Below are 24,961 nucleotides of genomic sequence, written 5' to 3'. Positions count from 1 at the left end.
ACAGAATACCGGTCAAGGGAATAGGCCGCAAGCATGAGATCAGCGAAGAGATCTTTTACAATTGGAATTCTAAATATTTTATCTGCTTTCCGTACCACTTCCGGAGGGAGTGTCCAATTAGAATGAAAACTTTTGAAAAATTGGTCATAAATCATTCATTCTTTCTTTTTTATATCAAAGGCAAACCTCTCACATTCTAATTTTCGTTCACTTTTTGACCATTTATTTTAAGATGCTCTTTGTTAACATTACCTTAGTTTCCCATTCACTATTGTTAACATATTTATATGATATCTTGAGAAGATAGTGCAATAGCACATATGGTGATGATTTTTTTGAAGCTCATTGGATTAAAGCTTGCGAGCATGGTTATTCCAGAACCAATATTATTGTCGAAGGCATTTTCACGGATCCAATTCTTGACCTAGGACGTAAGATTTCACATACCTTTTACTAAATTTCCGTATTTTAGTCAAAATTTTTTCTCAAATCCTTGACTATTGCCAAAATTTAATCCAAATATCCCAATCGCTCAGCGTTATGAGCAATTAGTAGAACATTGGAAGGATTTTATTAGTCGCCCCGATGCACGAACTTGTATTTGGCTCATTGAGCCAGAAGAGCTGCAAATGATAGAGTCTTTTTATCGTGCTGAGGCCTCTGTCCAAGGTAAGACTACTGACATTTTTTTTCGGTTTTCCTGCCCTTTAAAGTTAATTGATGATTATGGGAAGGATTTAGTAGCGGAACTTCGTGAGCAAATCCATAGTTATCGGGAAGAAGCTCGCAATGAAGCATTAGACATTAAATGGGAACCGCAACCTTGGAATCATAGGAATTCTTCCTCAAAATATTTCCTCGACAATTTCTACTGGCTTGCCCAGGATCTCAATATTTCTTCAACTTTGGTTGCTTACCTTGCACCCTCCGAGTTTGTTCGCCCCTCAATTTGGGAGGCATGGCTAATAGAATGTTTAAAAATTGGAATTCCTGCTAATGTTCGTTTGATGGTGACGGAAGTTGTTGATGATGGTAAATCTAAATTTAAAAATTTACTCAAAAGATACCCTACTGAAGTTTGCGTCATTCAACCAGAATTGGACATGACCGGCGCTATGAAGGAAGTAGCGGCAGCAGGCGATCTTAGCCATCCCGGCGTTAAATTCCAAATGGCTTTTATTGATTTAACACAAATGGTCGGTAAGGGACAAATGGAGAAAGCAGAGAAGCAGTCGGTGATTTGCCTGGATCTTGTTAAACAAATTGAAGATGCTCAACATCTCCAGGTAGCTGTTTATTTTACCTTAGCTGCAGGTTGGATTGGGAAAAGAAGATACGATAGGACGCTCGAAGCTTATGATACCGCTTGCATGGTAGCAGAAAATATGTACAGAACGAAACAAGCAATGGGGCTACAGCTTTTAACACAAGCTCTGTTTGCAAAAGCCTCCGTTTTCGTTTCTCCGGATAAAAGCGTCAATGATTATGAAGCGGGTTATCTGCTCTACAAAAAAGTAACAGAAGTGGGTGAAGAATTGCCGGATAACTTAATTGAACAATTACCCGAGAATGTACCGGAAGACTTGCCAACCGCTAATCCTACTAAGATTTACAATCTGATGGAAGCCTGGCGTATGATGGGCTACTGTAAAATGCGATTAAAGGAATATGATATTTCCAATAAATGCTACGAAAAGGCATTGGAATTTGGAGGTTTATTACCTTTCGAACAGCGGCAAGATTCTACCTTGCCTTACATCGGCAAAGCACTGATAGACTTGAATCCGGAACTAAAAGGCACTTATCAGGATGAGTTGAAAATAAGAAAAAAGCTTACTCAAATTATGGGAGAAAACTGGGAAAGCAAACTGGTCAATAATAAAAGTGAAGTGGCATGATGCCCGCCTCAAAACATCTGGACATTATTATCGGCATTGATATTCACATCATCCAGCCGCCTGGACCTGTACCCCCTGTACCGATCCCACACCCTTTTATTGGTTTTTTGTTCGATTCAGGGGATTACAACTTAATGGCTAAGGCCGTAGGAGCCCTTGGCGTGGATATGGAAGGAGTTGCCAAAGCTGTGGCTAAGATTGGTGAAGCCTTGCCGGCTGTACCGGAAAGTATTACCGAAAGTATGGCCAAGCTCAAGGCTGCGGCTGATTCTGCTGGGCTTCATTCATCTGCTCCTTCTACAGTTTGGGTCAATCACCTGCCCAGAGCTCGGGCAGGTACGATCGGATCTAATAAACCCTTGCATTTTCCGATCGGTGGTACTTTCGTAAAAGGGATGCCCGGTAATGCCTGTGAATCTTTTATGGGCAGCTATACTGTTCGAGCAGATAAGGAGCCTTTTACCTATGCTTCTTTACCTGCTTTGAGTTGCCAATGCGTGGGCATGCCCGCTCCACCCAGAAAGAAAGGGGCACAAACTGGATTCTTTTTGCCACTCTCGCTGGTCCTCCCCATTCCCTTAGGCCCTTTAGTCTTTTTGGGCGGTCCTCCCATTATTTCCATTAGCGCGCTAGCCGCAAAAGCTTTTGCCATGGGCCTTGCCAAGCTGCGCTCAAGCAAATTAATGCAAGGGGTTTCCAATGCCATTCACAATGCCGCCGCCGCGGTAATGAAGCGGCTCAGAATTCCTAAGGGCATTCGAAATTTGGTTCACCGGGCTATCTGCAGAGTTACCGGTCATCCGGTTGATATTGCTACTGGTAAAGTTTTTACCGATATCGTTGATTTTGAATTGCCCGGCCCTATCCCCTTGCAATGGGAACGGGTTTGGTTTTCTACCTCTACTTACGAAGGTCCGGTTGGACATGGCTGGCATCACAACTATGACCTGGCGATGGGGATAGATGAATTAAACCATACCATCGTCATCAGAATGGCCGATGGAAGGCCAGTGGTATTCCCAACCTTAGAAATAGGAGAACGGCATTATAACCGCCAGGAAAAATTATTATTACTAAGAGATGAAAGGGGATATGCGCTGAGAGATAAGGACCGTTTATATTCTCGGTTCACAAAACAGCCCTTTACCGAAAATGAAATTTTCCTTCTGGCTGGCATTGAAAACGATAATGGATTCGACATCCTGTTTACATATAACTCTAAGGGACATTTAACCCAAATTAAAGATAGTGCAGAGAGAATACTGAAAGTGGATAGCGATGAAATGGGCAGGATCATTGCCATTCACGCACCCCATCCAAAAATTGAGGATCAAAGTTTTCCCATTGTTCGATATCGTTACGATGAACCAGGCAACTTAGTAGAAACGCTCGATGCATTGGACCAACCTTTCGTATACGAATATCAGAAACACTTATTAGTCAAAGAAACCAACCGCAATGGATTGAGTTTTTATTTTCAATACGACGGCAATGATGAAGCAGCTCGTTGTATCCGAACCTGGGGGGACGGCGGCATTTACGACCACAAGTTATATTATGATACCGAAGCCAAACAAACCATTGTAGAAAACTCGCTTGGCCATAAGAGTATTCATTTTTATAATGATATGGGGCTGGTTTATAAAACTATCGACCCTAAAGGCAATGCAAGCTATACGCATTACGACAAGGACTGCCAGGTAACCGCAGAAATTAACGAATTGGGCATTGCCACGCGTTACGGTTACGATGAACGCGGAAATCAGGTGCTGATTATAGCTCCGGATGGAGCAACAACCAAAAAGGAATACAATGACGACGATCTTCTGGTAAACGCCACCGACCCTGTGGATGGCAAATGGCGATGGCTCTACGATAAGCGCGGTAACTTGATCGAGAAAGAGGATCCCCTGGGCTGTATTACGCAATACAACTATGAAAATGAATTACTTACCGAAATCGTCGATCCTGCGGGTGGTATTACCAGGCTTCAATACGACAATGCTTACAATCTTATCCAAGTTAGGACTCCCGACGGGTATCATAGCCGCTGGGGATACGACCTCATGGGCAGAGTGACGGATAGTTTCGATGTTAAAAACAACCATCAACATCGGAAATTGGATTTATTGGGCAGAGTTTTGCGCGTGGACGAACCTGATTACAACAAGCGATACCTGGAATATGACCCGGAAGGCAATGTCATCCGGGCGAAAGATCAACACTACGACGTACATTTTGAATACATAGGCATGAATCGCTTAAGCGCCCGCATTGAAGCCAAAACGCGGGTGGAATTCCGGTACGACACGGAAGAACAGTTGATCGCTATCAAAAATGAAAAGAACGATTATTACCGTTTTAAGTTAGATGAAAATGGCAATGTCCGGGAAGAAATCGGCTTTGATGGACTAACCAGGGCATACAAAAGAGATGAGGCCGGGCGAATTACCCAAGTCTTAAGACCCAATGGCCTAATCACTACTCATGAATACGATTTGGCCGACCGGGTGACCGGCATATCGCACTCTGATGAAGAAAATTCAAAAGAAATTTATATCTACCGGGCTGACGGAGAATTGATGGAAGCTAGTAATTCCAATATTTCTGTACAATTTGAACGGGATCTGCTCGGTAAAGTGACCAAAGAAAGTCAGGGCGGCTACGAAGTACATTCCCAATATGATACCTTGGGAATGCGTATTGCCGTAGAATCTTCCCTCGGTGCCAGTATCTCATTTGAGCGTAACATTATGGGGGATGTTGAGCGGGTGCTCGCGGAAACTTCCGGCAAAAGCTGGGAGGCTGTCTTTGAACGGGATGCCTTTGGACTGGAACTGCAGCGTTTCCTCCCCGGTCAGGTCACCAGCCAATGGCGGCGCGACCGTTTGGGGCGTCCCTTGCAGCAGCGAACAACTACGGCTGGAAAACCTCTCAGAAGCCGGTCCTATGAATGGGAAGTAAATGACCGTCTCAAAAAAGTCATCCACAATGACCGGGATGCCGTTCGGTACGAACATGACGTGTTTGGCAATCTGAGATCGGCAACTTACGAAGATGGCAACACGGAATATCGAATGCCTGACGTAGTTGGTAACCTCTTTCGAAGTCCTGATCGAACAGACCGAAAATACGGTAAAGCAGGGCAACTTCTGGAAGCCAACGGCACTAAATACACCTACGATCCGGAAGGTAATCTTATCCAAAAAACAGAGCCATCCGGAAAAACTTGGTATTATGATTGGGACGCGGCGGGCATGTTGATTCGGGTGACCCGACCAGACCGCCAGGTAGTCGCTTTCAGATACGATGCACTGGGCCGAAGAATTGCCAAAACCTATCTCGGTAAAACTACTCGCTGGGTATGGGATGGCAATACGCCCCTACACGAATGGATAGAACCCGCTGAAGACTTTCTTACGCCGGTACAGGCCTATCTACCGTTGTCTGTTGGGAATGCTGTTTCGGTCAAGTGGCCCGCAGGTGGCAACGAAATGACGTCAGCACTGACTACCTGGCTTTTTGAACCGGAAAGTTTTTCCCCTATGGCAAGGTTTGGGGCAAATCAGCAATGTGCTATTGTCACCGACAATCTCGGTACCCCTACATCGATGGTAGATGGACAGGGTGAATTGATCTGGGCGGCGAATACTGATATTTATGGGGATTTGCGTAACTTGGTAGGAGAACGTGGAGATTGTCCCTTCCGATTTCCGGGACAGTATGAGGATATTGAGACTGGTCTATACTACAATAGATTTCGCTATTATGACCGGGAAAATGGAGAGTATTTGAGTCAGGATCCAATAAGGTTGAAATCTGGCAAATTTAATATCTATTCGTACGTAAAAGACATTCTCTGCTGGGTAGACTCACTAGGTCTTAATGAATTGCCTGCATATGAGAATCCGGGGCACCATGATCCTAGTACAAATAGTTATATTAGTAATAAAAGCGTACTTCCAGAAAATCATGAAGAACTTTTTAAGAATAGCGTACCTGACCCAAATAATCCTAAGACACGATGGGCAAAGGAAGGATCTGGAAAGAAGGCGACCTATCACCGATTTCAGTCAAGTCAACCAGATGGAACTGGACCATTTCACTGGAATGGTTCAACAAACGGTAAAACTAAAGCAGGTAAATCAAGAAAAATTAAATCTCAGAATGTTCCGACAGAAATTAAGAGAAATTGTACAAGACGATAAATAGGATGTGATATGACGAAGAAAAAATTTACAATTTCTAATGGTAATATTGAATTAGAAGTTACGGTTACTAGTAGAGATCCATTATTAGGATATTGTAAATTACGGATATGTAACTTTCAACTTGGTACTGAAGAAGACTTGATCTATTTAAAAGGCTACTTATTGGGAGGATTCGTAGATATTCTTTCCTCACCGATAAATAAAAATGGGATTAAAGATGTTGAGCTAGATGACTTTTTTAAAGAATCTGCTTCAGAAAAAACGCTAAAATTCAATAAGGTGAATTTTGGTACGTTTACTGATGATTTTCTGATAAGAGCTTTTAGAGATGAGGAGGATATCTTTATCATATGGAAATTTATCACGCCTAAAAAGGATTTAATTTTTGGAGATCTTGTCGGCTATCCACGAAAAACGCTCTATTGTAAAATCAAGAGGGTAAACCTGGAGGAGATTGTAAATAATTTGGATGCAATATTTAGCAAATTAGAGTCGATGCCCCCAGAGTAGGTGACATCGAGTAAGGGAACCCCAAAATGAGCTAAAACCTTAAAAGAGCCTAAAATCCTGACGGTCTTTTTCATGCTCCCTTTCTTGCCTTCGTGGCATTATATGTATGGAAGCAATTTGTCCTTGCTATGCATATGTTACTTACAAAATACCCCCATGACTAAGAGTGATTGCCTAAATCGGGTTTCTTTTTCATATTCAGGAAACTCTTGAACAGGGAAATCGCCGTTTTAGCCTTGAATATGCCCATGAAGTCGGACACGCTCAATTTTGATGAGATGAAACATACAATATGCACATGGTCGCGTTGAACACTAAGTTCCAGAATTTCAACATTTTTCCATTCGCAAATCGTTTTGATATTATTTTTTTTAGTCTACGGCCATCTCGTACAGCATTTTGTATCGATACTTCGACATCCACGCACTTTGTCAGTTGCAATGAGATATGATATAAGATAGTTTCCGGTACTTGATCTTTTTCATTAGATCAGTATATGACTTTTCACTAGCTTAGCCAACAAATATGACTACCACCAATGGTATTAGTTTAAACAACCGAGTCAATTCGCACAAGGCTTCGTATTTTGCCGTATATAAACGATGTAGTTATTGACGACTTCTTTTATTATGAAAACCTTATAATTTTCACAAGAAATGAACAAAAAAACAGTCGACAAAAAGGGAATTTACCGGCTTCTCGGAGCATATTTGCTAGGAATACTAGCAATTGGATGGGTGTTTTATAACAACTATAGTGTTCAAAAAACGAGAGCAGATAAATTGCAAATAGAACGTGATTCTTTTGAAACAATGCTAATTTCACAGCAGGAACTAATGATGGAATTAAGGGCCTTAGGAGAGGCTCGCAAGGTAATTGATTCTCTACGTGTAGAAGAACTTAAATTAATCAGAGAAGATAAAATTGATATTTCAGAAGATTTAGTGGACATTGAAAACACCATTAGTGACTCTATTAATGAGTTCAACAAAAGGAAAATTGAAATTGAGAAAATGGCTAAGAACGATTTTAATAGTTCGGGGATATATCTTTTAAAAGAATCGATTGTTAGGTATTCTGACATGGTTCATAAAGAACGAAAAAACAGGGCGAGTTTACAAGGTACGGAAGGAGAATTAAGTAAGCGATTACAGGAGGCTTTAACAGAATTGGAGGATTTAAAGCAAAAATATGAGACTTGCGATACTAATTTGAAGCTATGCTTAAAAGGAGAATTGAAATGTGATTGTAGTCTGGTAGCCTGTACAAATATTGAAGGTTTTAAGACATGGTATGAAGGCCTAACCGGTGATCATCAAATTCGAGAGATTATTTTTAGAGTAAAAGGTGATAACAAAGCAGGAAGAAAGGTGAAAGACGACTTTTTGGAGCAGTATGAGGCTTTAATAAATTATAATTAAGGCAGCCAGATTGACTTTTTCCTATTAAAATGTGGTTTATTCTTTTGAATTTGACTACATCAGACAATTTTGAAGCAGCTTATTGAAAATACTATGCTAAGCGACATTAAAGAAAAAATCAAATCCTATAACGCCAAGATCACCAGCAGCAACCGGACCTGGGAAAAGCAGTTGTACCACATTCTTCGGCCAAGGAACAAAGATAATTATCCCAATATAAAAAGGCGATTCAAAGAGAAATTTGAGCTAAAAACCTTACCGAAAGACCAAACCAAGCTAACGGAGAAACAAAGAAAATGGTGGAAAACGGAAATCGTGAAACAGGCTGGAAGGACGGACGGTTTTGCGCACGTTGGCGGAAATGCAGTTGATGTAGACGTTTCTCAATTGACGGAAAAAGAAAAGCGAGATTTAAAAACGCAAATCGAAAAAGAAGAAGTCTATAAAGTCTTCCCGGAATTTGTGCAGGGAAGTAAATCAAATTATGGCGTTTCGTTAGAAAAGGCGAATGTTTTTCATATCTTCAAAACTGGAAAGGGAAAGAAGAAAGCTAATACCTCAGAGCAGGAGAAGAAACCAATTAATCAGGATAAAATGGATTATTTCTTCTTCAAAAAAAGAAAAACTGGAATCTGGGTTTAGCTTATCTGGTCTTTCAAGCGGACAAAATAAAACTAAAATATGCAATACCCCTTATCCCTACCACTCCAACAGGCTGTGCAATCTGCTCAAAGAGAGGCGCGCAAAAGATCGCAGGCCCAATTCTCTTCCGGTCATCTGCTTTGGGGAATCTTACAGGAAGATGCGGGATTGCTACCCTTTTTAGAACAGATCAACAAAGAAATATTCAGTCTGCGCAGTTGGGCGGAATTTCGGATGGATACCTTTCCCAAAACTTCGAAAACGGAGGAAGACCCGCCGGCGGACGAATGGGTACAACAGACGCTTAAAGAGGCGAATACGATCAAAACCAAAGATCTTGCTCCGCTCATTACCCCCTTACATGTTTTAAAAGCTATTTGTATACCGGAGGTCGCATTTACCGCAGAACAGTTGCTGCGCTTCCCGATCAGCCAGGAAGAATTAAGGGGAATGGTGGCGCAAAAAAAAGAAGCCGACCAAATCCAATCCACCCTGTCTCCGAAAAGACATGCGAATACGGAGCTTTCCAAGGCCTTGAATCGATTTTGTGAAGATTTGACGGAAAAGGCACGGCAAGGTAAAGTTGATCCGGTTTTGGGGCGTGACGCCGAATTGCAAAAATTAATGCAAATACTGGGCAAAAGAAACTCACCAAACGTACTACTGGTAGGGGAACCTGGCGTAGGGAAAACGGCCTTGGTCGGCGGTTTGGCATTGGAGATTTTAGCCGACACCGTACCTATGATCCTGAAAGAAGTCTCTATTTTTGAATTAGATGTAAACGGCAGCTTGGTGGCGGGTGCCTTTAAAGGAGAAGTGGAAGAACGGTTAAAAAAAGTGCTACAAGCCATTAAGGAATTGGGCCGCGCGATTCTCTTCATTGACGAGATCCATACGCTGCTGGATGAAAAGGGCTCTGTCGGTTCCGGTGCTGTGAATTTATTGAAACCGGAATTAGCCAGAGGAGAAATTATCTTAATTGGTGCTACTACCCACACAGAATATAAAAAATACATAGAGAAAGACTTTGCCTTTGCTCGTCGCTTCACCCAATTGACCATTGAAGAGCCGAGCGAAGAAGTCGCTGTTGAAATGATAGAGGGACTCTTGCCCAAATATTCTTCTTATCATCATCTGCATATTGATAATGCTGCTGCCAAACAGGCAGTCTATCTGGCCAAAAGATATATCGGATCGAAGAGGCTTCCGGTAGCCGCCATCGAAATAATTGACTTGGCTATGTCTGCGGCCAATGTAATGAACGATACTACCGAAAAGGAACTGGGGAAAATAAGAGAACAATTATCGGAAGCCCAAAAAATAGAAGATGAGGCAACTGCCTTGCGTCAATTAAATAGGGTAGTTGATGCCATTGAGGATAAAATAAGTTTCCTGCTGTTGCAGGATCACGTTGATTTTGAAGCGCTGAGAGGATTCAACTCGCCAGCTGCATTATCGGGAGAAATAGAAAAAACGCTCGCCTTGCTTTCCGAAAAATCGACTAATCAAAAAGAGCACATAATTAGTGATGATATCACAGCAGCGATCGCCAACCAATCGGGGGTGCCGCTAGGAAAAATTAAAGCTAAAGAATCAGAGAAATGGCTTAATTTAACAGAAGTTTTGAAAAAAAGGGTGGTTGGGCAAGATGAGGCGCTGGAAGTGGTCGCCAAAACTTTGCAAAGATCAAGGGCCGGCTTGAAAGAAGATAACGAGCCCATAGGTGCCTTTTTCTTTACTGGGCCGACGGGCACTGGAAAAACAGAATTAGCGAAAGCCATAGCTGAATTTTTGTTTGATCACGAAGAGGCCATGATCCGATTCGACATGTCAGAATTCATGCAAGAGCATACCGTAGAAACGCTGTTGGGAGCACCGGCCGGCTTTGTCGGGCACGAAGAAGGTGGCCTATTGATCAATAAAATTCGTCAGAAACCCTATTCCGTCATTTTATTTGATGAAATCGAAAAGGCTCATCCGGACGTCTACAAAATTTTTCTCCAGATACTGGAGGAAGGCAAACTGACCGACCGCTTGGGAAAGGTGGGAGATTTCACCAAGGCGGTTATCATTTTTACTTCGAATGCAGGCAGTGAATGGATTGAAACTGCATTTGAGAAAGGCCGGCCTCCTACCGAAAATGAGCTGAAAGAATATTTGATCGGACTGAAAGACGAAAAGAACAACAAAGTCTTTCGCAGGGAATTCGTCTATCGAAGAATTAAGATCATTCCCTTTGCGCCTTTATCTACAGATGTGGCCTTGAAAGTGCTCAATATTCAAATTGATCGGTTCGCTAAATTATTAAACAAACAAGAGATTGACCTCAAAGTGAGTGAAGAGGCAAAGGAACATCTTATTAGTATCGGCTTTAATAAACTGTTTGGTGCACGCCCGCTGAGAGATACTGTGAAAGAACAGATTGGAACGCCGGTAGCTAATTTGATAATTGAAGGAAAGTTAGAGAAAGGAGATGTTTTGGAAGTAAATTTCAAAGAAAAATTGGCATTTAATGTACTTTAAGAAATTTTTCACCTTATTTGCGCAATAAAGCAAGTAATAATATTATTTTCCAAGAAACAAAACAACTTTGCATGATAGATCTCGACAAGGTGGTGGGAGCAGTGGATGTATCGGACGCTCCAACCGGTATCAGTTTTAATTTACTCAATCCTAATAATCCGGTTTTCATGCTTCATTTACCGGATTTGGAAGATGAACCTTTTTACATCCATGGCAAGGATTTTAAAACCTTTTCAGCCGTGTTGGAGAAGTTGAATTTGAGTTTCGAAATAGATGTTAAAACCGGAGATGAAGAGAACCCTTACGAATCAGTGACCTTGAAGTTCGAAAAAATGTCTGACTTCCAGATGAGCGAAATTATCAAAAAAGTCAGCGAGCTGAAGAATATTCAAATTATTAAAGACGCTTTACAAAAACTGGTTAGTCCGGAGCGCCTGGAAGCCAATGTAAAATTGAAATCACTCTTTGAAGAAGGTAATGAAACACTGAAGGAAGATTTTGTGAACTACCTGGATTTCTTTATTGATGAGCTTGGAGAGTAGACAACTCGCTACTTTTCGTTTCAACTTCAAAATAAAACTATGACCGAACGTAAATATACTGTCGAAGAAGGTAGGGAAAGACTTGCGAAAGTAAAAAAACACAGGCAGTTTAATATTATTAAAGACTTGCACGGACAAATCAAGTTTTTAGACCCGGACGAAAGTAAGATCTCGGAGGCTGTTCGCAATTCCTTTATCCACGAGAGTAATTTTGCTGATTCCCGGCAGGAGATAAAACTGATGCTGATCGCTCTACGGGATCTAATCAAAGAATCCGGCTCGGTGGAAGAGTTTGCGGCAAAAGGTCAGGAAAAAGTGGCTGCTTTGATCCAGATCCTTAAGGACAACGAGCAAAAAATATTAGCTGAAACGGCTAAATACGAAAAACCGCTTCGCCAACTAGACCTGTTCTACAAAAATACAGGACAGGAAAAATTAGATGATCTTTCTATTTTGGTATACAACGAAAATCTGCTTAAGAAAGATCCAGATGACGAGTTGTACAAAGCGCTAGACCGAGAGGTAAGTAAGCGTTTTGAAGCGGTTGACCAAGGTGAAAGTGTAGGATATATTGTTTGTCCTACTTTTCCGGGTAGCGAATTGCTGGCCAGATTTGCAGGTTTAGCGGAAAAAAATCGAACCCTTTTCGTCACGAATTACCGCGATGATCTGACCAGTGTGGCGGATACCTTTTCCTTTCTTGAAATGGAAAAAATAGGAGGCCCCTCTACGGAGTGGAGTCACGTGGTGGTCTTCGCCAATACGATCCTGGCTAAAGACGGCATGAAACTTTCTCCGGCTGCTGCGGTAGGCGGGCGTATGTACGTCACTAAGATTTCGCAACCCGTTGCGGGATATATGCATAGCAGCTTAAAAGGCGTATCTGAATTAGCTTTTAACGTTACCGACCCTGAAGTTACACTATTTAAGGGGAAGGGGATCATTCCCTTGCTGAACGCTTGGGAACAGGATATGCCTTTCGGTATGTGGACTACGTACAAGGGACCAAATGAAGATTTCCAACAATACGCCATTGTCCGGGTGCGGGATTGGATAGCCAGATGTCTGAATGATCACTTACGAAAATGCGTATTTAATTTAACGGAAAAAAAAGTGCTTAGAGAAATTAACCGACAGGTGGCGGATTTTCTGAAGAAGATCTCGAAAGCAGGTATCATTGAGGAGGGATCGGTGGAGTTCTTTGATCGGAACAATGCATCACCGGATCGAATTGATATTCAACTGGCGATCACCTATCTCTATGCCATCCGATTGTTTACCTATAAGTTCATATCCTCTAGGGATCGGGCTAAGGAACAATTAGATATTGAATAAAATGAAAACCTGGCGCTGATTTGCGAAGAGGTTCATTTGATTCTTTATCAGCATAATATTGGCAAGATCTCATTGATTACTAGTAATAGGCTGATTTTAAATTTGTTATTTTTTAACCATCAGATTTTATTTCGAATCAAGCTACAGTTGTCAAAATATTTTGACTAACCCTTTGAATAAAATCTTATAAAACCTACTAAAATGGCTAACTGTATTATTAAGATTCAAGGTGCGGATATCGCAATCGATGAAATCGGGTTTGAGAAATTTACTAGAGAAAGAGATGATCGGGGGCGTCCTTCGGGTCCGGTTAAACCTGCTTTGATCCAGGTCAAAAGGAACCCATTATTTAGCTCAAAAGCAGTGGTAGATTGGTACTCAAAGCGCTCGGCCGAAAGCATTACCATCGAAATAAAGGAAGAAATTGATGGTCAAATGACAAGTATTACTATTGAGTTAACGGATGCTTATGTAGTAGAGTATTCGATTGAATACTCTGAATCAGGCACTCGCCAAATTACTGAAGTATTCAAAATGACGGCAAAAGAGATAAAAATTGAAGGTGTGGAATTTAAGTGGGATTGGCCGCAGGTTTAAAGGATGACTCCTTTCAAGTTTTCAATTAGTCCAGAGCAATGAGAGCATTCGGGATGATAACTGCAAATAGTGGTCTGAATTGTTAAAACTATCCTTTGTCTTATTCTTAAGACATTGATTTGTAAAGTGTCGCTCATCATTTGTCAGAAATTTATGAATTGCCAAAGCTTTATTTGGTGCAACATTTTTTTTCCAGGACAGTGATTGGATCGCAACGCTATGTTCTCCTATATCTTAAGACAACTCATTGCCTCGAGATGAAGGTACTGTAGTGGTTTTGCATATGCTTTTTGTCATATTTTAACTACTGGTTCACCTAACTCATGCTTGAAGAACAATCAACCACTGATGAGCACAAAAAAAGTGATTGCGGAAATTACGATTGATGGTCAAACCCTTTCTTATGACCACTTAAACTTAAAACAAAGCTATGATACACATCATATCTTCCGCATTAGTATTGATACCAAACCAAGAAAAGGTCTTTTGCTTCAAAAGGCAAAAGACTACATTGGCAAATTTGTTCGGATTGAGCTTAAAGAAACGGATTTTTCTCTATCTGTTCCTCAATTGACCAAAACCAATTTATTTCTTGGAATGGTAACAGGCTTATCTTTGGAAAGAAGAGGAAGATCCGGTGACACGCTGCTGATTGTTGGAGAAGGTTTGAGTAAACTAATGGATGAGGGTGATCATGTTGCCTCTTTTTGTGACAAAGGGCTCAAGGAGATTATCAACAGTATTTTCGACCAGTATACTGGTTCCGCCATCAAAGAATGTCAGGCCGCAGCAGTGGACCCTGCCTACACTGATGCTATTCCTTATTTAGTCCAATATAAGGAAAGCAATTATGAATTTTTCTGCCGGCTTGGCAATAAGTTCGGTGCCTGGTTTTTTTATAATGGTGATCAATTTGTGTTTGGTAAATTACCTGAGGGAGAAGAAACAACGTTATTTCTCAATAACAATCTAAATGATTTTAATTTATCAGCTAAGATTCAGGCGATTGACTTCAATCTAAAAGGTTACGACTATGTAAATCAAAAGTTTCCGGAGGCCCCTGCTGCATTTTCGGGTGCTATGTCTAAATTGACCAAGCTGGCGTACGACGCCTCAAAAGAAGAAGCCTATAAAGGTACAGTGAAAACACAATTCCCCGTTACACCAAGTTTGGAAGAAAAACAGTTGAAGTATCTGGCTCAAAAGAGAACAGCAAATGCTGTCAATGAGATGGTCATTTTAGGTGGATCAAGTTTAGAATCCAAATTGCGAATTGGAAATAAAATCGCTATTAAGGATAATACATTAGAGGACGGGGAAGATTACGGGAAATTTATCATTACAGCAATTGAGCACGAGATTAGTGAAACCGGGGAAAATTACGTTAACACTTTCGAAGCAGTACCGGAAGAATTGGAATTTCCACCTTTAAATGAATTTGTAATTGAACCCCATTGTGAGGCACAAGCTGCTTCCGTGTTTAAGTTGGATGACGATAAGAAGTTGGGCAGGGTAAAAGTCAAATTCAACTGGCAAAAAGAAAAAGATGAAAAAATGCCCTGGATAAAGGTTATTTCATCCTCTACCGGCGGCAAAAAAGGTGCTGCTTTTACCCCGGAGATCGACGACTTCGTTTGGGTTGAATTTGAACAAGATAATCCTGATTTCCCCTATGTTACAGGTGGATTTTATCACGGTGCAGCAAAACCGGAATTTTTTGATCCGGAAAATAAATCCAAAGCGATCAAAACCCGAAGCGGCAATTTAATATTCTTTAGTGACGATGGTGGCAAAGAAACCGTAAAGATTAGTAACCCTGACGGAAAAAACGAGATTATCCTAACTTTAGACGGTTCGCCTACTATAACCATTAAATCCGATAAAACAGTTAATATATCCGCTGGTTCTTCTGTTAGTATATCTGCTGACAGTTCTATAAGTCTTAGCTCAGCTTCTATTGTGATAGACGGTTCAGAGAAAGTGGAGATCAATAGTCCCTCCATCACTGCTACAGCAGCTGATGGTACTATTTCCATGAATAGCAAGGACATAAACGTCAATTCAGATTCCAGCGCCACGATCGATTCGCAGGGAAGCGTAACCGTAAAAAGCGTCAGCGATACGAATGTTAGTGGTAAGACAATAAACTTAAATTCCTAACATTATGCGTTATTATTCGCTTCCTTTATCTGCCACTCAACTGATGGAAGGAACCGCAGAAAGAGATAAGGTAGGAATTGAAGAATCGATAAAACAACATTTAGATGTGATGTTGCTGACCTGGCTCGGTGCCTATCATCATTCGCCTTCTTTTGGTTCTGCCCTCCGTCTTTTTGATTTTTATATGCCTGATGCTGATATTAATAATTCCATCTTCAAAACCTTTTTTCCTAAAGAGGGCAAGCAAATACTTGAGTGGCACGATAATGTGAAGACAGTGATAAGAAATTCACTAGAAAACTCTATTATCAAACATGAATCGAGACTCTTTCAAAATATAGATGATTTAGGGCATAAAGTTGATTTTGTTTCTATTGTGAAAAAAGAAACAAAACGGGTTGATTTAAAAAATGAATTTAAAAAGCAGCTTAAAATTGAATTAATTATCAAAGTGGAAGGTCATTATTTTGAGAATGAAAAGAAAAGGTCTTTTGATGACTTTGAACGAACCTTTGAACTTCCAACTAAACCGCCATACCTCCGGAAATGAATGAACAGCAAAAAGTTATTGGAAAAATTATTTCTCAGATTCTGGAGCGGAAATTTGGAATCAGTTACCTAAAATATGAACCGATCATTGAAGAGTTGGCTAAAGCCATAAATGATGATCTGAAAAAAGTCAGTCTCGATGACCATCGACCCCGTTTGCAAAACTCAAAAAGCGCGGCGGCCATTCGAGATCTTCTTCTACAATCTATGTACCAGGAATGGGGAAAATCAGCCGACAGGTATGATCCCTTAGTGGAAAAAATGGCAGGAGCTTTAGCGACTGAAATCGAGCATGTTTACTTCGAATTAAATACTAGGATCGAGCACTTAATGCTCAACATGGCGAAAACTTTGATTCCCGATGAAGAAACCGGACCTATACCTGCCTATGGCGTAGCAAAGGCAAGTGTGAACAAAGATTATATAACGCTTTCCAAACAGGACACTTTATACTTTTCTAAAATTGATCCAATGAGTCAAGCGGAGAGGAAGATATTCTTTTCTCCTTTGGTGACAACACACCTCTTTAAGGGGCAAATCAAATTTTTGCTTACCAATCAATGTTGTTATAAAGCCAATTATAGTAATCGTTTCAGAAATATAAGTGCACAAAACATCGACACCGATCAGGTAATTACTAACATCTTAATTGGTATTGAAGCTCCAGAGACGTTAAAAAACCTTGCAAAATTGGTATTATTTATTGATTTTTCTGACACTTACACCACAGCAGATAATCAGGTTTTATTGCACTCCATCACGGAAGGAAGTGCATATTTCAATGGACAACCAACTACCATCGAGTTGGGAATAACAAACGATCTGGAACAAAGCACTTATCATCGTTCTATAAGTGAAACACTAAATCTTAAAACCAGAAAAAATTTTATCTCTATTCAGCCCAACAATAACAAGACTGATTCAGATCCTGAATTTCTTGCTATTGCTTCTAACAGCAAACTGGATTATCTCGAGGATTTCTGTAAGTGTCATACGATTTTTGACTGGGAGAGTACGAAAGAGATATCGATAATAAAGGAAGATGTAATTACCAGTGAAAAAAATATCTTCTGGCTTCAACTTAATTTTTTAAGCCCGGTCAAAATCAGCCACTTTGAAACTAGATTTTATGCAGCGATCGATCATTTCCCAATAATAAACTGCAAGAGGGAAATGCCTATATCAAAGTATTTCGATGAAAACTCACCTTCGATTATTCAGATTTCCTCGAAGGAGCAGTTTCTTTCTATTGACAGCGTAGTAGATGAAAACTCCGGAGATCAATTACATGAACTGCCTTTTTCTTCTTTTTCACCTGATAAAATACCTTCCTACTCGATTAGACGAAATGGGGTGGGGCGGATGGATAATTATAATAGTTGGAAAAGGTTTAAATACCTGTTTAGTGTATTTAAAAAAGAATATAAGTACAAGGAACTGGTTAAATTAATAGGTAAAGATTTCTTGCTTTCCGAACTAGAACGGATGATTAATGATAAAGATGCCGAACAAGGCTCGGTCATCGGAGGTCAAGAAAATGTGTATGTCATGATCGCTGCGCAAAAAAAGCCCACTAGTTTTGAAGTAACCTACTCGATATGCCAAGGCGAAAAAGCAAATAACTTGCAAGAAAACTTGGTTCCGGAACTTTCAATACCGGGTCTTGGTGACGTTAAGATGATATCGGAAACTGAAGGGGGCAAAGACGGGATTGATTCATTGCGTGCAATGTCTGAGTTAAAGGCAACCCTCAGTCATACAAAATCGATAAATACTGATTATCAACTTAGAATTTACTGTGAAAGATTTTTTCAAGAAACCCAGATTGAGGTTCAAATAAAAAAAGGAATGCTTTTCCTGGGAAATAGTATACCCACTCGCAGCATAGAAGTTCACATAAAACCTCAATCTAATTCTAGACTTATTAGTGAAGCCAGGTTGGCATTATTGGAAGAAGAGTTGAATTTCTTTTCTATTTCATCATTGCCAATAAAAACATTTTTACAAATAACCTCAGATTAATTTTTACATGGCAGGAAATTATGCTCAGGAATTGGACTTAAAAGCAGAAATATTGCTGAATTTTCTTATGGAAGAATTTGATCTCTTTCAGGAAAGGGTAAAAATTAATCATAAAGGGGCTAAAAAAAGGAGGACGGGAAAGGATGTTCTAGATTTTGAAATAGATGAACAGTTAGCGGCACTAGAAATAACATTAAGTCGAAATAGTTTGTTTGATACCTTACCTCAACATTTGCTTTTAAGTTCGAGGGAAGGAGAAAGTACAAATGCCGAAGAGCGTTCGAAATTGATCACAGATCAAATAGAGAGTTGGAAAAAATTCTTTTCCCCTTTTGAAAAAATTCTTTTTCTGACGCTTGCGGATATCGCCAGAATGGATGATCTGAGTCATCCCATTTTCATCAATCAGTTGATCACTTTTTGGGGATTACAGGATTATGAAAGCCTTCTGGACAAAGAAGAGCTATTTCACTTACTTTATTGGTTACCAAGAGCTCATAAAGTGCAACATGATCTGTCCTTGATTGCTAAATGTTTCCAACAAATTCTTTCGAATACAGTGGTTATAGAAACTACCGATCCGATTGGCTATAAAATAGAGCGTTCAATGCTTAAAGGTTTAGGTGAGGCCTACTTGGGAGTGGATTGTATCCTGGGTGAGGTGTACATGGATGGCGTACCTGCTGTAGAAATTCGTATTTGCGATCTGGATAACTCCAAATTTTATGAATATCATCCAAGTGGAAATAAGAGAAAAATATTGGAGAAAATACTAATTCCCGTATTTTTACCTTCGGAAACGTCGTTCAAGATAAAGCTGCTCATTAACAAAAAAACAGAATTGGATTTCAGTTTACCAAAAGAAAGGGGACAAAATCAGTTCAGCAGCATACTTGGATACACGACAAATATTTAAACAAAACGGATTTATGTCAGCTTTTTACATTGAACTTATCGTTCTCATCTGTCTTTCCATTCTTTTTCTACTTTTATTTTTATGGAGAAAAGAAGGCGATCTAAAAAAGAATACGATTTGGCAAATTGCCCTTTCCTTCCTGATAATAGGAGCTATCGGCGCTTTGGGCGGATGGTTAATTCCTGGTAGTGGGCCAAACAATCATTATTTTTTATGGTTCCAGCTTATGTTGTTTCTTCTGGGGATAATACATACCTGGGTAATTTATAAGAAACTCTTTTGGAAAAGAAGGGATGTATTTAATAAGGAAGAGGACTCCTTTTTTCCTGAATTTTTTTATACTCTTTTTATTACATCTATCGCTGGATTGGGCTTCTTTTTAGCATTTTATCTGGTAAGCCAGGAATTTGAGTTAGCTCAAACATTTACTAGTGCACTGATCGTTTTTCCCCTACCATTCATCATTCTTAAATCCTTTGATACCGCCCAGCAAATCGAAAAAAACCAATTCGAATATGAATGGGAGTATAGTCCAACTCCTATTAATCACGAACTAATTGATTGGAATCCGAATGCAAGAATTCATTTTGCCGTTATGCAAAACTTCAGTGATCAAAACAAGTTTTTTAAAAAGAGAGATGAAAAACCTTGGAGTAATTTTCCTGTAGATGACACTTCGCTAGGTACCGTATTTCAGGTTTTCGTCCAGCTTTATTCTCAAAATCATCCCAATTTAGCGATTCAGGACTTAATGGCAAATGAAGATGGAGAGCGAGTTTGGTGGCTATTTACCCGAAAGTTTCGTCTCAGTGATAGTAGAACATGGGGAGGAGGTAAATATCTGAACCCAGAAATAACATTACCTGGAAATGATTTAAGTCCCGGAGATGTTGTTTATGCCACCCGCATGATTAAATATTGATCATTTTGTGCATATTTATTTATCATTTGTTATCCAACTAACTGTCTATGCCTACACCTGCAGGATTAGAACATTTTCCCGTCAATTGGAAAGACGGAATGCAAATAAACAGCAAGGATTTTATTGCATTGAATAACTTTATATACGACTCTGTACGTGATGCATTGAGCATTGGTTTAAATGATTTCAATTACGGCCTACTTCCTCCAGTCGATAATCTGGAAGCAGAAGACTATCCGAAATTTTCTATTAGTACGAATTCAAGCACCGAATCGGTTAGTATCCAGCTAAAAGAGTGTAGGGGAATTACTCCCGGAGGATTGAGGATCGAAATAACTTCACACACGGTAAAGGCTTTGAATATCAAGGAAGAGCAATTACCCTCTGATACAATAGGTTTAAAAAACGGATTATACGATATTGTGCTAACTGTCAATCCGTACCAGGAGGTCAAGAATGATTTTGAAAAAACCAGAGAGGAAAGAGAGGAAGAAACACCGAGATACGTAGGAGGCGTTTCGCATTCAGGTGTACCGAGGAAAACAATTTTATTTCCTGCTTATAAACTTTCGGTAATACCTAGCCATCAGCACATTGCAGATCCAAATAGCTTGGTAATTAGTCGCCTCAAGGTTGAAGGTAAAACGGTCGAAGTTGACCGGGGACATTTTGTTCCGGCAAGTACCTCCCTCAACAGTTATTATTTGCTATCAAATTATTACTACAGTAAATTTAAGTCTGCCACAACTGACATCCAAAGTAACTTAATAACTATCATTCAAGGAAACCACTCGGCCTCGATAAATAGTAAGAGTTCTAACTCAGACATGGAAAACGCGCTGTTATTTGCTGAAAAGCTACTGCAGTCTCTACAGTCTAATCATGCGCAAATCCATTTTTTTGCTATTTCTCAACCTCCGATGTACTTGGCAGGTATATATATAAATTTTGTTCAGGCCGCCCTAAATACTCTTAAATTTATAAACGGTGAAGAGGCTTTTGTTGAAAAGTACTCCAAGCAGTGTTTAACATCAAATAAAACAGTTTATTCAATTGCGAAAGGCATTCTTAATTCCAATCCAAAGCAGGGGGACCTCAAACCTTTTTTGGATTCACTTTTGGAATTTTTGGAGTTAATGAAGTGTTTTTCAAAGGTATTGGCTGATACGAAGTTTGGCCCTTCGCATAACCCGGTTGGACGTAATTGAAATTGATTGTCAAAAAAATTATTAGTTTCCATAATACTTTTGATATGAATAAAAATCCAGTTGTCAATCAAAAAAAAATTAATAACGCCATTTTGGACTTTGGTTTGGTATACCTCTTATCATTACTACTTGTAGGAATTATAGTTTATTCCAGCATTACACAGTCCAAGAAAGTTAATTGCCTCGAGTATTGCAACTCAAGTGAAGACGAACGATTAGAGCAACTCAACAACCTTACCCAAGAACTAAACGACCTACTTATCAAAGTCCAGACTTACACCGATAAAAAAGACTATCCACAAATAATCTCTTATGTTTCGGATGGAATTACTAGTTTAAGTAAGACAATACCGGAGAATAGTGGACTTCTGTTTGAAGAAAATTTATCTGCTATTAAAATTTTGGCTCAGGGAGCTCAAGATTTGAAAGAGTGCAAAGAAATGAAAGACACGAATCAGGAAAACTTTGATAGCGAAAAAAGAGAATTTGAAAAAGATATCAGGGACTTGGAAATGAAAATACAGAATTTAGAGCGAAAAATTGAAGATAAGGACAGGGAAATTCGAGACCTGTTGAGAGGTGATGCTTAGGAAGGTGTGCATCTTTGTTAAGAATTTGCTAAAGTAAGAACTATGAATGTTCCAACCAGAATCATGCTAATTGTTTGTATAATAGGTTTAGTTATAGCCATTTTTATACCTAAATGTGGTAATGATAAGCCTTTAGATGATGATGAGATTATTCCTCCCCCTACTCTCGTTGAGGATAGTATTGAATTTAGCAATTTTAGCGAAGACCAAAGACTTGCAGATACAGAGAATGAATTGAAATGCATTAATTTTGATGATATTGAAGAGGAGGTCATAGTCATGTTGAGAGATCTAAGCGGTAGTATGAACAACGTCTTATTAGATTCTCGTAGATCAATCACAGAAAGAGAAGAAGAAGCTCGAAATACTGGATATAAATTTTTTATGGACACCACAATAAATACGGTGCAAATTATTAGTTCTCATACAGGTGGTAACATAAAGACATTTAATGTAATGGATTATCTAAGGACCCTAATTTCAGATAATAGATATAAAATCACACGGGTGGAATGGTTTGATCTGGAAGTAGCTCCACTATCTGAGTTTACAAAAGATGAAACAGGCCGGTGGAAAGGGAAAGCCAAGATATCTCAACTTTATCAAAAATTTAATTCAAAAAAAGGTCTTGATGGCATCACTGCTATGGACCTATATTATGAAGATATTACGGATAAGACGGTTACTATTTACCTTGAGCAATACGATTGTTACGATAATCAGCAAAATTTTCAAACAGATGGCTGCTGCCTTATTCTTTTAGGGGATATTGCAGCAACCTCTATTACCAAAGGACATGGATGATTTCTGATTATTCATTTTTCTTAAAAGCATGGAAATATGAAAACTTTCTTTGGCTATTCTCTTTTTTTATTTGTTTTTGCTACCGCCTGTTCTCCAGTTTCAGGACAAGAGCAAACTGTAACAGAATTTATCAAAAGCCAGATATTATTGCGTAACATGACTTATAAAAATGTAATGGAAACATTTGATTTTCAAGACATTATTCTTTTTATAGAAGAAAATAAAGCCGATAGGAAAAGCAGTAAGTTTACAAAAGATTTTACAAAGTTATTCATGGATTATGAAAGATGTAAAGTTGTTCGAGCTTTTGACCCTCCAGCGGTGCAACCTAAGTTTATTACTTCCGACGCTTATTATAATTACATTTTCAGATATCATTATTTCCAGTCACTAAGGATTAACTTAAATGATTCTGAAATTGGTACTCCTCAAATATTGACTTCGGAGTTTAGAAATGCCCTAATTCCAGTTTTAAAGGAGAGATTAGTTGATTTTGATTTGATTAATAATTCAAACCTTTTCGTCATCGTTCAAGTAGCAGTAGACAGGTCATTGAATGGAGAAACAAAAGAAAGTCCCGCTTTAATCAGCCGTCAGGATAAATTTTTCGTATGGTGGGGTGGAGAAATCCCTCGCAATGCAATTAGTGGAAAGAATTGGACCGATATTCGAACACATGTCAAAAAGTTTCAAATTTTAGGTATAACGCTAGCAAATACTGATTCCGATGGCGATGGTTTGACAGATTATGAAGAACGGACGGCGGGCTCAGATCCCAGAGATCCTTGTAGCCCAAACAGTATTGATAGTGATCAAGATGGTCTTTGCGATAATATAGAGATTAGGTATGATCTTGATCCTCAAAATGCAGATACTGATAATGATGGAATCAATGATTCTGAAGAAATAAACAATCCTGCATATGATCCCAAAAATCCATGTGTTCCTTCCGAATTAGCTGGTCCATGCGATAAGGATGGAGACGGATTAACTTATAGTCAAGAAACTAAAAAAGGTACAGATCCTGAAAAAAGTGATACGGATGGAGATGGAGTCTTAGACAATGTCGATGAATGTCCTCTTACCCCTGGCAGCCGAGAAAATAATGGCTGTGAGCGTCTACCTGATGCAACAGAACAAAATGAAATTACAGCTACGGAATTTCCTAAAACTACAGAAGACCAACCTAATCCAGTAGCTCCTCAAGTGGATGGACCAAATGCTGAGATTATAAAAAATGAAAATACCGAAACATTAACCCCTAATTCTGTATTCCAAAGACATTACAATAGCTATGTTTTGGTTAATAATATTACAGATTCATCGATTATTCATCGAGTATTTAAAGAACAAGGAATACCGGTAGTAGACACATTTCTTTCCAACATTACTATGCCCGGTTATTTTAACCGATCTAATTTAGATAAGACGTTATCATTATTCAAAATGGGTGGTTCCCAAGCCATAATAGAAGTTTCGAATCACAAACCGGGACGGGATACAATTTATCATATCAATGATTATTTTAAGCATCTGTCGGATCTACCCTATATGAATTCTTATTTAAGAGCTGAAAAAGAGAGATTTGGAGAAGATTTCTACTTCAACGAGAATGATAGTACATGGCTGACTTATGTAGTCTATACACAACAATTTGCAGGCTTAGGCCGCGATAATCTACCTGATTATGCAGATTTTACCCGCAAAATCATTCCTGTCTTTGTTAAGATAGAAAAAGGAAATTATAAAATTTCCCTAGGCAGCATTTATAAGCTCTATACAATTCCACTGGAGGAAGTAAGGATATGGGAACTAGTCGATGGGATGAATAAAAGGAGAACGAACGTAGCACTCTCTGGTATTTACTATAAAATTCAACTCCACGCAATTAATAAATATGAACCTGGGAATCCAAGATATGAATCCATTCGCAAATTTGGTAATCGCGTTGAAACAGAACCTGTTCCTAACTCTGACTTGCAAAGGGTTTTGCTTGGACCTTACAATTCTCTTGAATGGGCCAAGGCTAATCTCCGAGATGTTCAGGAAAACGGTTTTGAGAAAGCCTTTATAGTAGAATATGAGGATGGGAAGCGCGTTAAAGATTAAAG

General features: G+C 39.4%; 19 protein-coding genes. 18 read left to right on the top strand and 1 reads right to left on the bottom strand.

Features of this window, described 5'->3' with window-relative positions:
• The first annotated feature begins 500 nt into the window (after positions 1-500).
• From CRP01_RS18995 to CRP01_RS18985, 3 genes are read left to right on the top strand one after another with little or no spacing between them, the layout of a single operon-like run.
• The gene (locus CRP01_RS18995; protein WP_099151664.1) at positions 501-1,898 is read left to right on the top strand and encodes a hypothetical protein; all 1,398 of its coding nucleotides are present in this window, start codon (positions 501-503) and stop codon (positions 1,896-1,898) included.
• On the top strand, positions 1,895-6,106 hold the full coding sequence (locus CRP01_RS18990; protein WP_099151663.1) for a DUF6531 domain-containing protein: 4,212 nt from the start codon (positions 1,895-1,897) through the stop codon (positions 6,104-6,106). The genes CRP01_RS18995 and CRP01_RS18990 overlap by 4 nt, the downstream gene beginning before the upstream one ends.
• A 12-nt stretch (positions 6,107-6,118) precedes the next feature.
• Positions 6,119-6,619 carry a hypothetical protein gene (locus tag CRP01_RS18985; protein ID WP_099151662.1) on the top strand — a complete coding sequence of 167 codons (501 nt, stop codon included), beginning with the start codon at positions 6,119-6,121 and terminating at the stop codon, positions 6,617-6,619.
• Positions 6,620-6,779: 160 nt separating this feature from the next.
• Here CRP01_RS18985 and CRP01_RS43460 read toward each other — a convergent pair whose 3' ends face one another.
• Entirely contained in the window at positions 6,780-6,980 is a 201-nt protein-coding gene (locus CRP01_RS43460) for a transposase (RefSeq protein WP_099151661.1), read from the bottom strand.
• A 295-nt stretch (positions 6,981-7,275) separates the two neighbouring features.
• On the opposite strand from CRP01_RS43460, the gene CRP01_RS18975 reads away from it, so the two are divergent.
• From CRP01_RS18975 to CRP01_RS18905, 15 genes are all read left to right on the top strand, one after another.
• The gene (locus tag CRP01_RS18975) at positions 7,276-8,040 is read left to right on the top strand and encodes a hypothetical protein (RefSeq protein ID WP_099151660.1); all 765 of its coding nucleotides are present in this window, start codon (positions 7,276-7,278) and stop codon (positions 8,038-8,040) included.
• A 69-nt stretch (positions 8,041-8,109) separates the two neighbouring features.
• The gene (locus CRP01_RS18970; protein WP_143473443.1) at positions 8,110-8,682 is read left to right on the top strand and encodes a hypothetical protein; all 573 of its coding nucleotides are present in this window, start codon (positions 8,110-8,112) and stop codon (positions 8,680-8,682) included.
• Positions 8,683-8,721: 39 nt separating this feature from the next.
• The gene (locus CRP01_RS18965; protein WP_099151658.1) at positions 8,722-11,205 is read left to right on the top strand and encodes an ATP-dependent Clp protease ATP-binding subunit; all 2,484 of its coding nucleotides are present in this window, start codon (positions 8,722-8,724) and stop codon (positions 11,203-11,205) included.
• A gap of 71 nt (positions 11,206-11,276) precedes the next feature.
• Positions 11,277-11,747 (top strand): type VI secretion system contractile sheath small subunit, encoded by a 471-nt coding sequence (locus tag CRP01_RS18960; RefSeq protein ID WP_099151657.1) that lies wholly within the window; start codon positions 11,277-11,279, stop codon positions 11,745-11,747.
• Positions 11,748-11,786: 39 nt separating this feature from the next.
• Positions 11,787-13,082: a hypothetical protein gene (locus tag CRP01_RS18955; RefSeq protein WP_099151656.1), complete on the top strand. Its 1,296-nt coding sequence runs from the start codon at positions 11,787-11,789 to the stop codon at positions 13,080-13,082.
• Between the two features lie 201 nt (positions 13,083-13,283).
• Positions 13,284-13,679 carry a type VI secretion system tube protein TssD gene (gene tssD / locus CRP01_RS18950; protein ID WP_099151655.1) on the top strand — a complete coding sequence of 132 codons (396 nt, stop codon included), beginning with the start codon at positions 13,284-13,286 and terminating at the stop codon, positions 13,677-13,679.
• 348 nt (positions 13,680-14,027) lie between these two features.
• Entirely contained in the window at positions 14,028-15,839 is a 1,812-nt protein-coding gene (locus CRP01_RS18945; protein WP_099151654.1) for a type VI secretion system Vgr family protein, read from the top strand.
• Positions 15,840-15,843: 4 nt separating this feature from the next.
• On the top strand, positions 15,844-16,389 hold the full coding sequence (locus CRP01_RS18940; protein ID WP_099151653.1) for a hypothetical protein: 546 nt from the start codon (positions 15,844-15,846) through the stop codon (positions 16,387-16,389).
• A complete protein-coding gene (locus CRP01_RS18935; protein WP_099151652.1) occupies positions 16,386-18,410 on the top strand; it encodes a hypothetical protein in 2,025 nt (674 codons plus the stop codon). The genes CRP01_RS18940 and CRP01_RS18935 overlap by 4 nt, the downstream gene beginning before the upstream one ends.
• Before the next feature lie 7 nt (positions 18,411-18,417).
• Positions 18,418-19,326 carry a type VI secretion system baseplate subunit TssG gene (locus CRP01_RS18930; protein ID WP_099151651.1) on the top strand — a complete coding sequence of 303 codons (909 nt, stop codon included), beginning with the start codon at positions 18,418-18,420 and terminating at the stop codon, positions 19,324-19,326.
• A gap of 13 nt (positions 19,327-19,339) precedes the next feature.
• Positions 19,340-20,248: a TssN family type VI secretion system protein gene (locus CRP01_RS18925; protein WP_099151650.1), complete on the top strand. Its 909-nt coding sequence runs from the start codon at positions 19,340-19,342 to the stop codon at positions 20,246-20,248.
• Positions 20,249-20,295: 47 nt separating this feature from the next.
• Entirely contained in the window at positions 20,296-21,456 is a 1,161-nt protein-coding gene (locus CRP01_RS18920) for a hypothetical protein (protein ID WP_143473442.1), read from the top strand.
• Positions 21,457-21,500: 44 nt separating this feature from the next.
• Positions 21,501-22,046 (top strand): peptide chain release factor 1, encoded by a 546-nt coding sequence (locus CRP01_RS18915; protein ID WP_143473441.1) that lies wholly within the window; start codon positions 21,501-21,503, stop codon positions 22,044-22,046.
• 42 nt (positions 22,047-22,088) lie between these two features.
• Complete coding sequence (locus CRP01_RS18910; protein ID WP_099151647.1) at positions 22,089-22,850, top strand: hypothetical protein; 762 nt, start codon at positions 22,089-22,091, stop codon at positions 22,848-22,850.
• Between the two features lie 36 nt (positions 22,851-22,886).
• Positions 22,887-24,959, top strand: coding sequence for a hypothetical protein (locus CRP01_RS18905; RefSeq protein WP_099151646.1), 2,073 nt, complete (start codon positions 22,887-22,889; stop codon positions 24,957-24,959).
• Positions 24,960-24,961 lie beyond the last annotated feature (2 nt).

This window comes from Flavilitoribacter nigricans DSM 23189 = NBRC 102662 (genome assembly GCF_002646595.1).
Lineage (GTDB): Bacteria > Bacteroidota > Bacteroidia > Chitinophagales > Saprospiraceae > Flavilitoribacter > Flavilitoribacter nigricans.
Note: the sequence above shows the minus strand (reverse complement) of the source record. Positions and strands in the feature narration are given on the sequence as shown.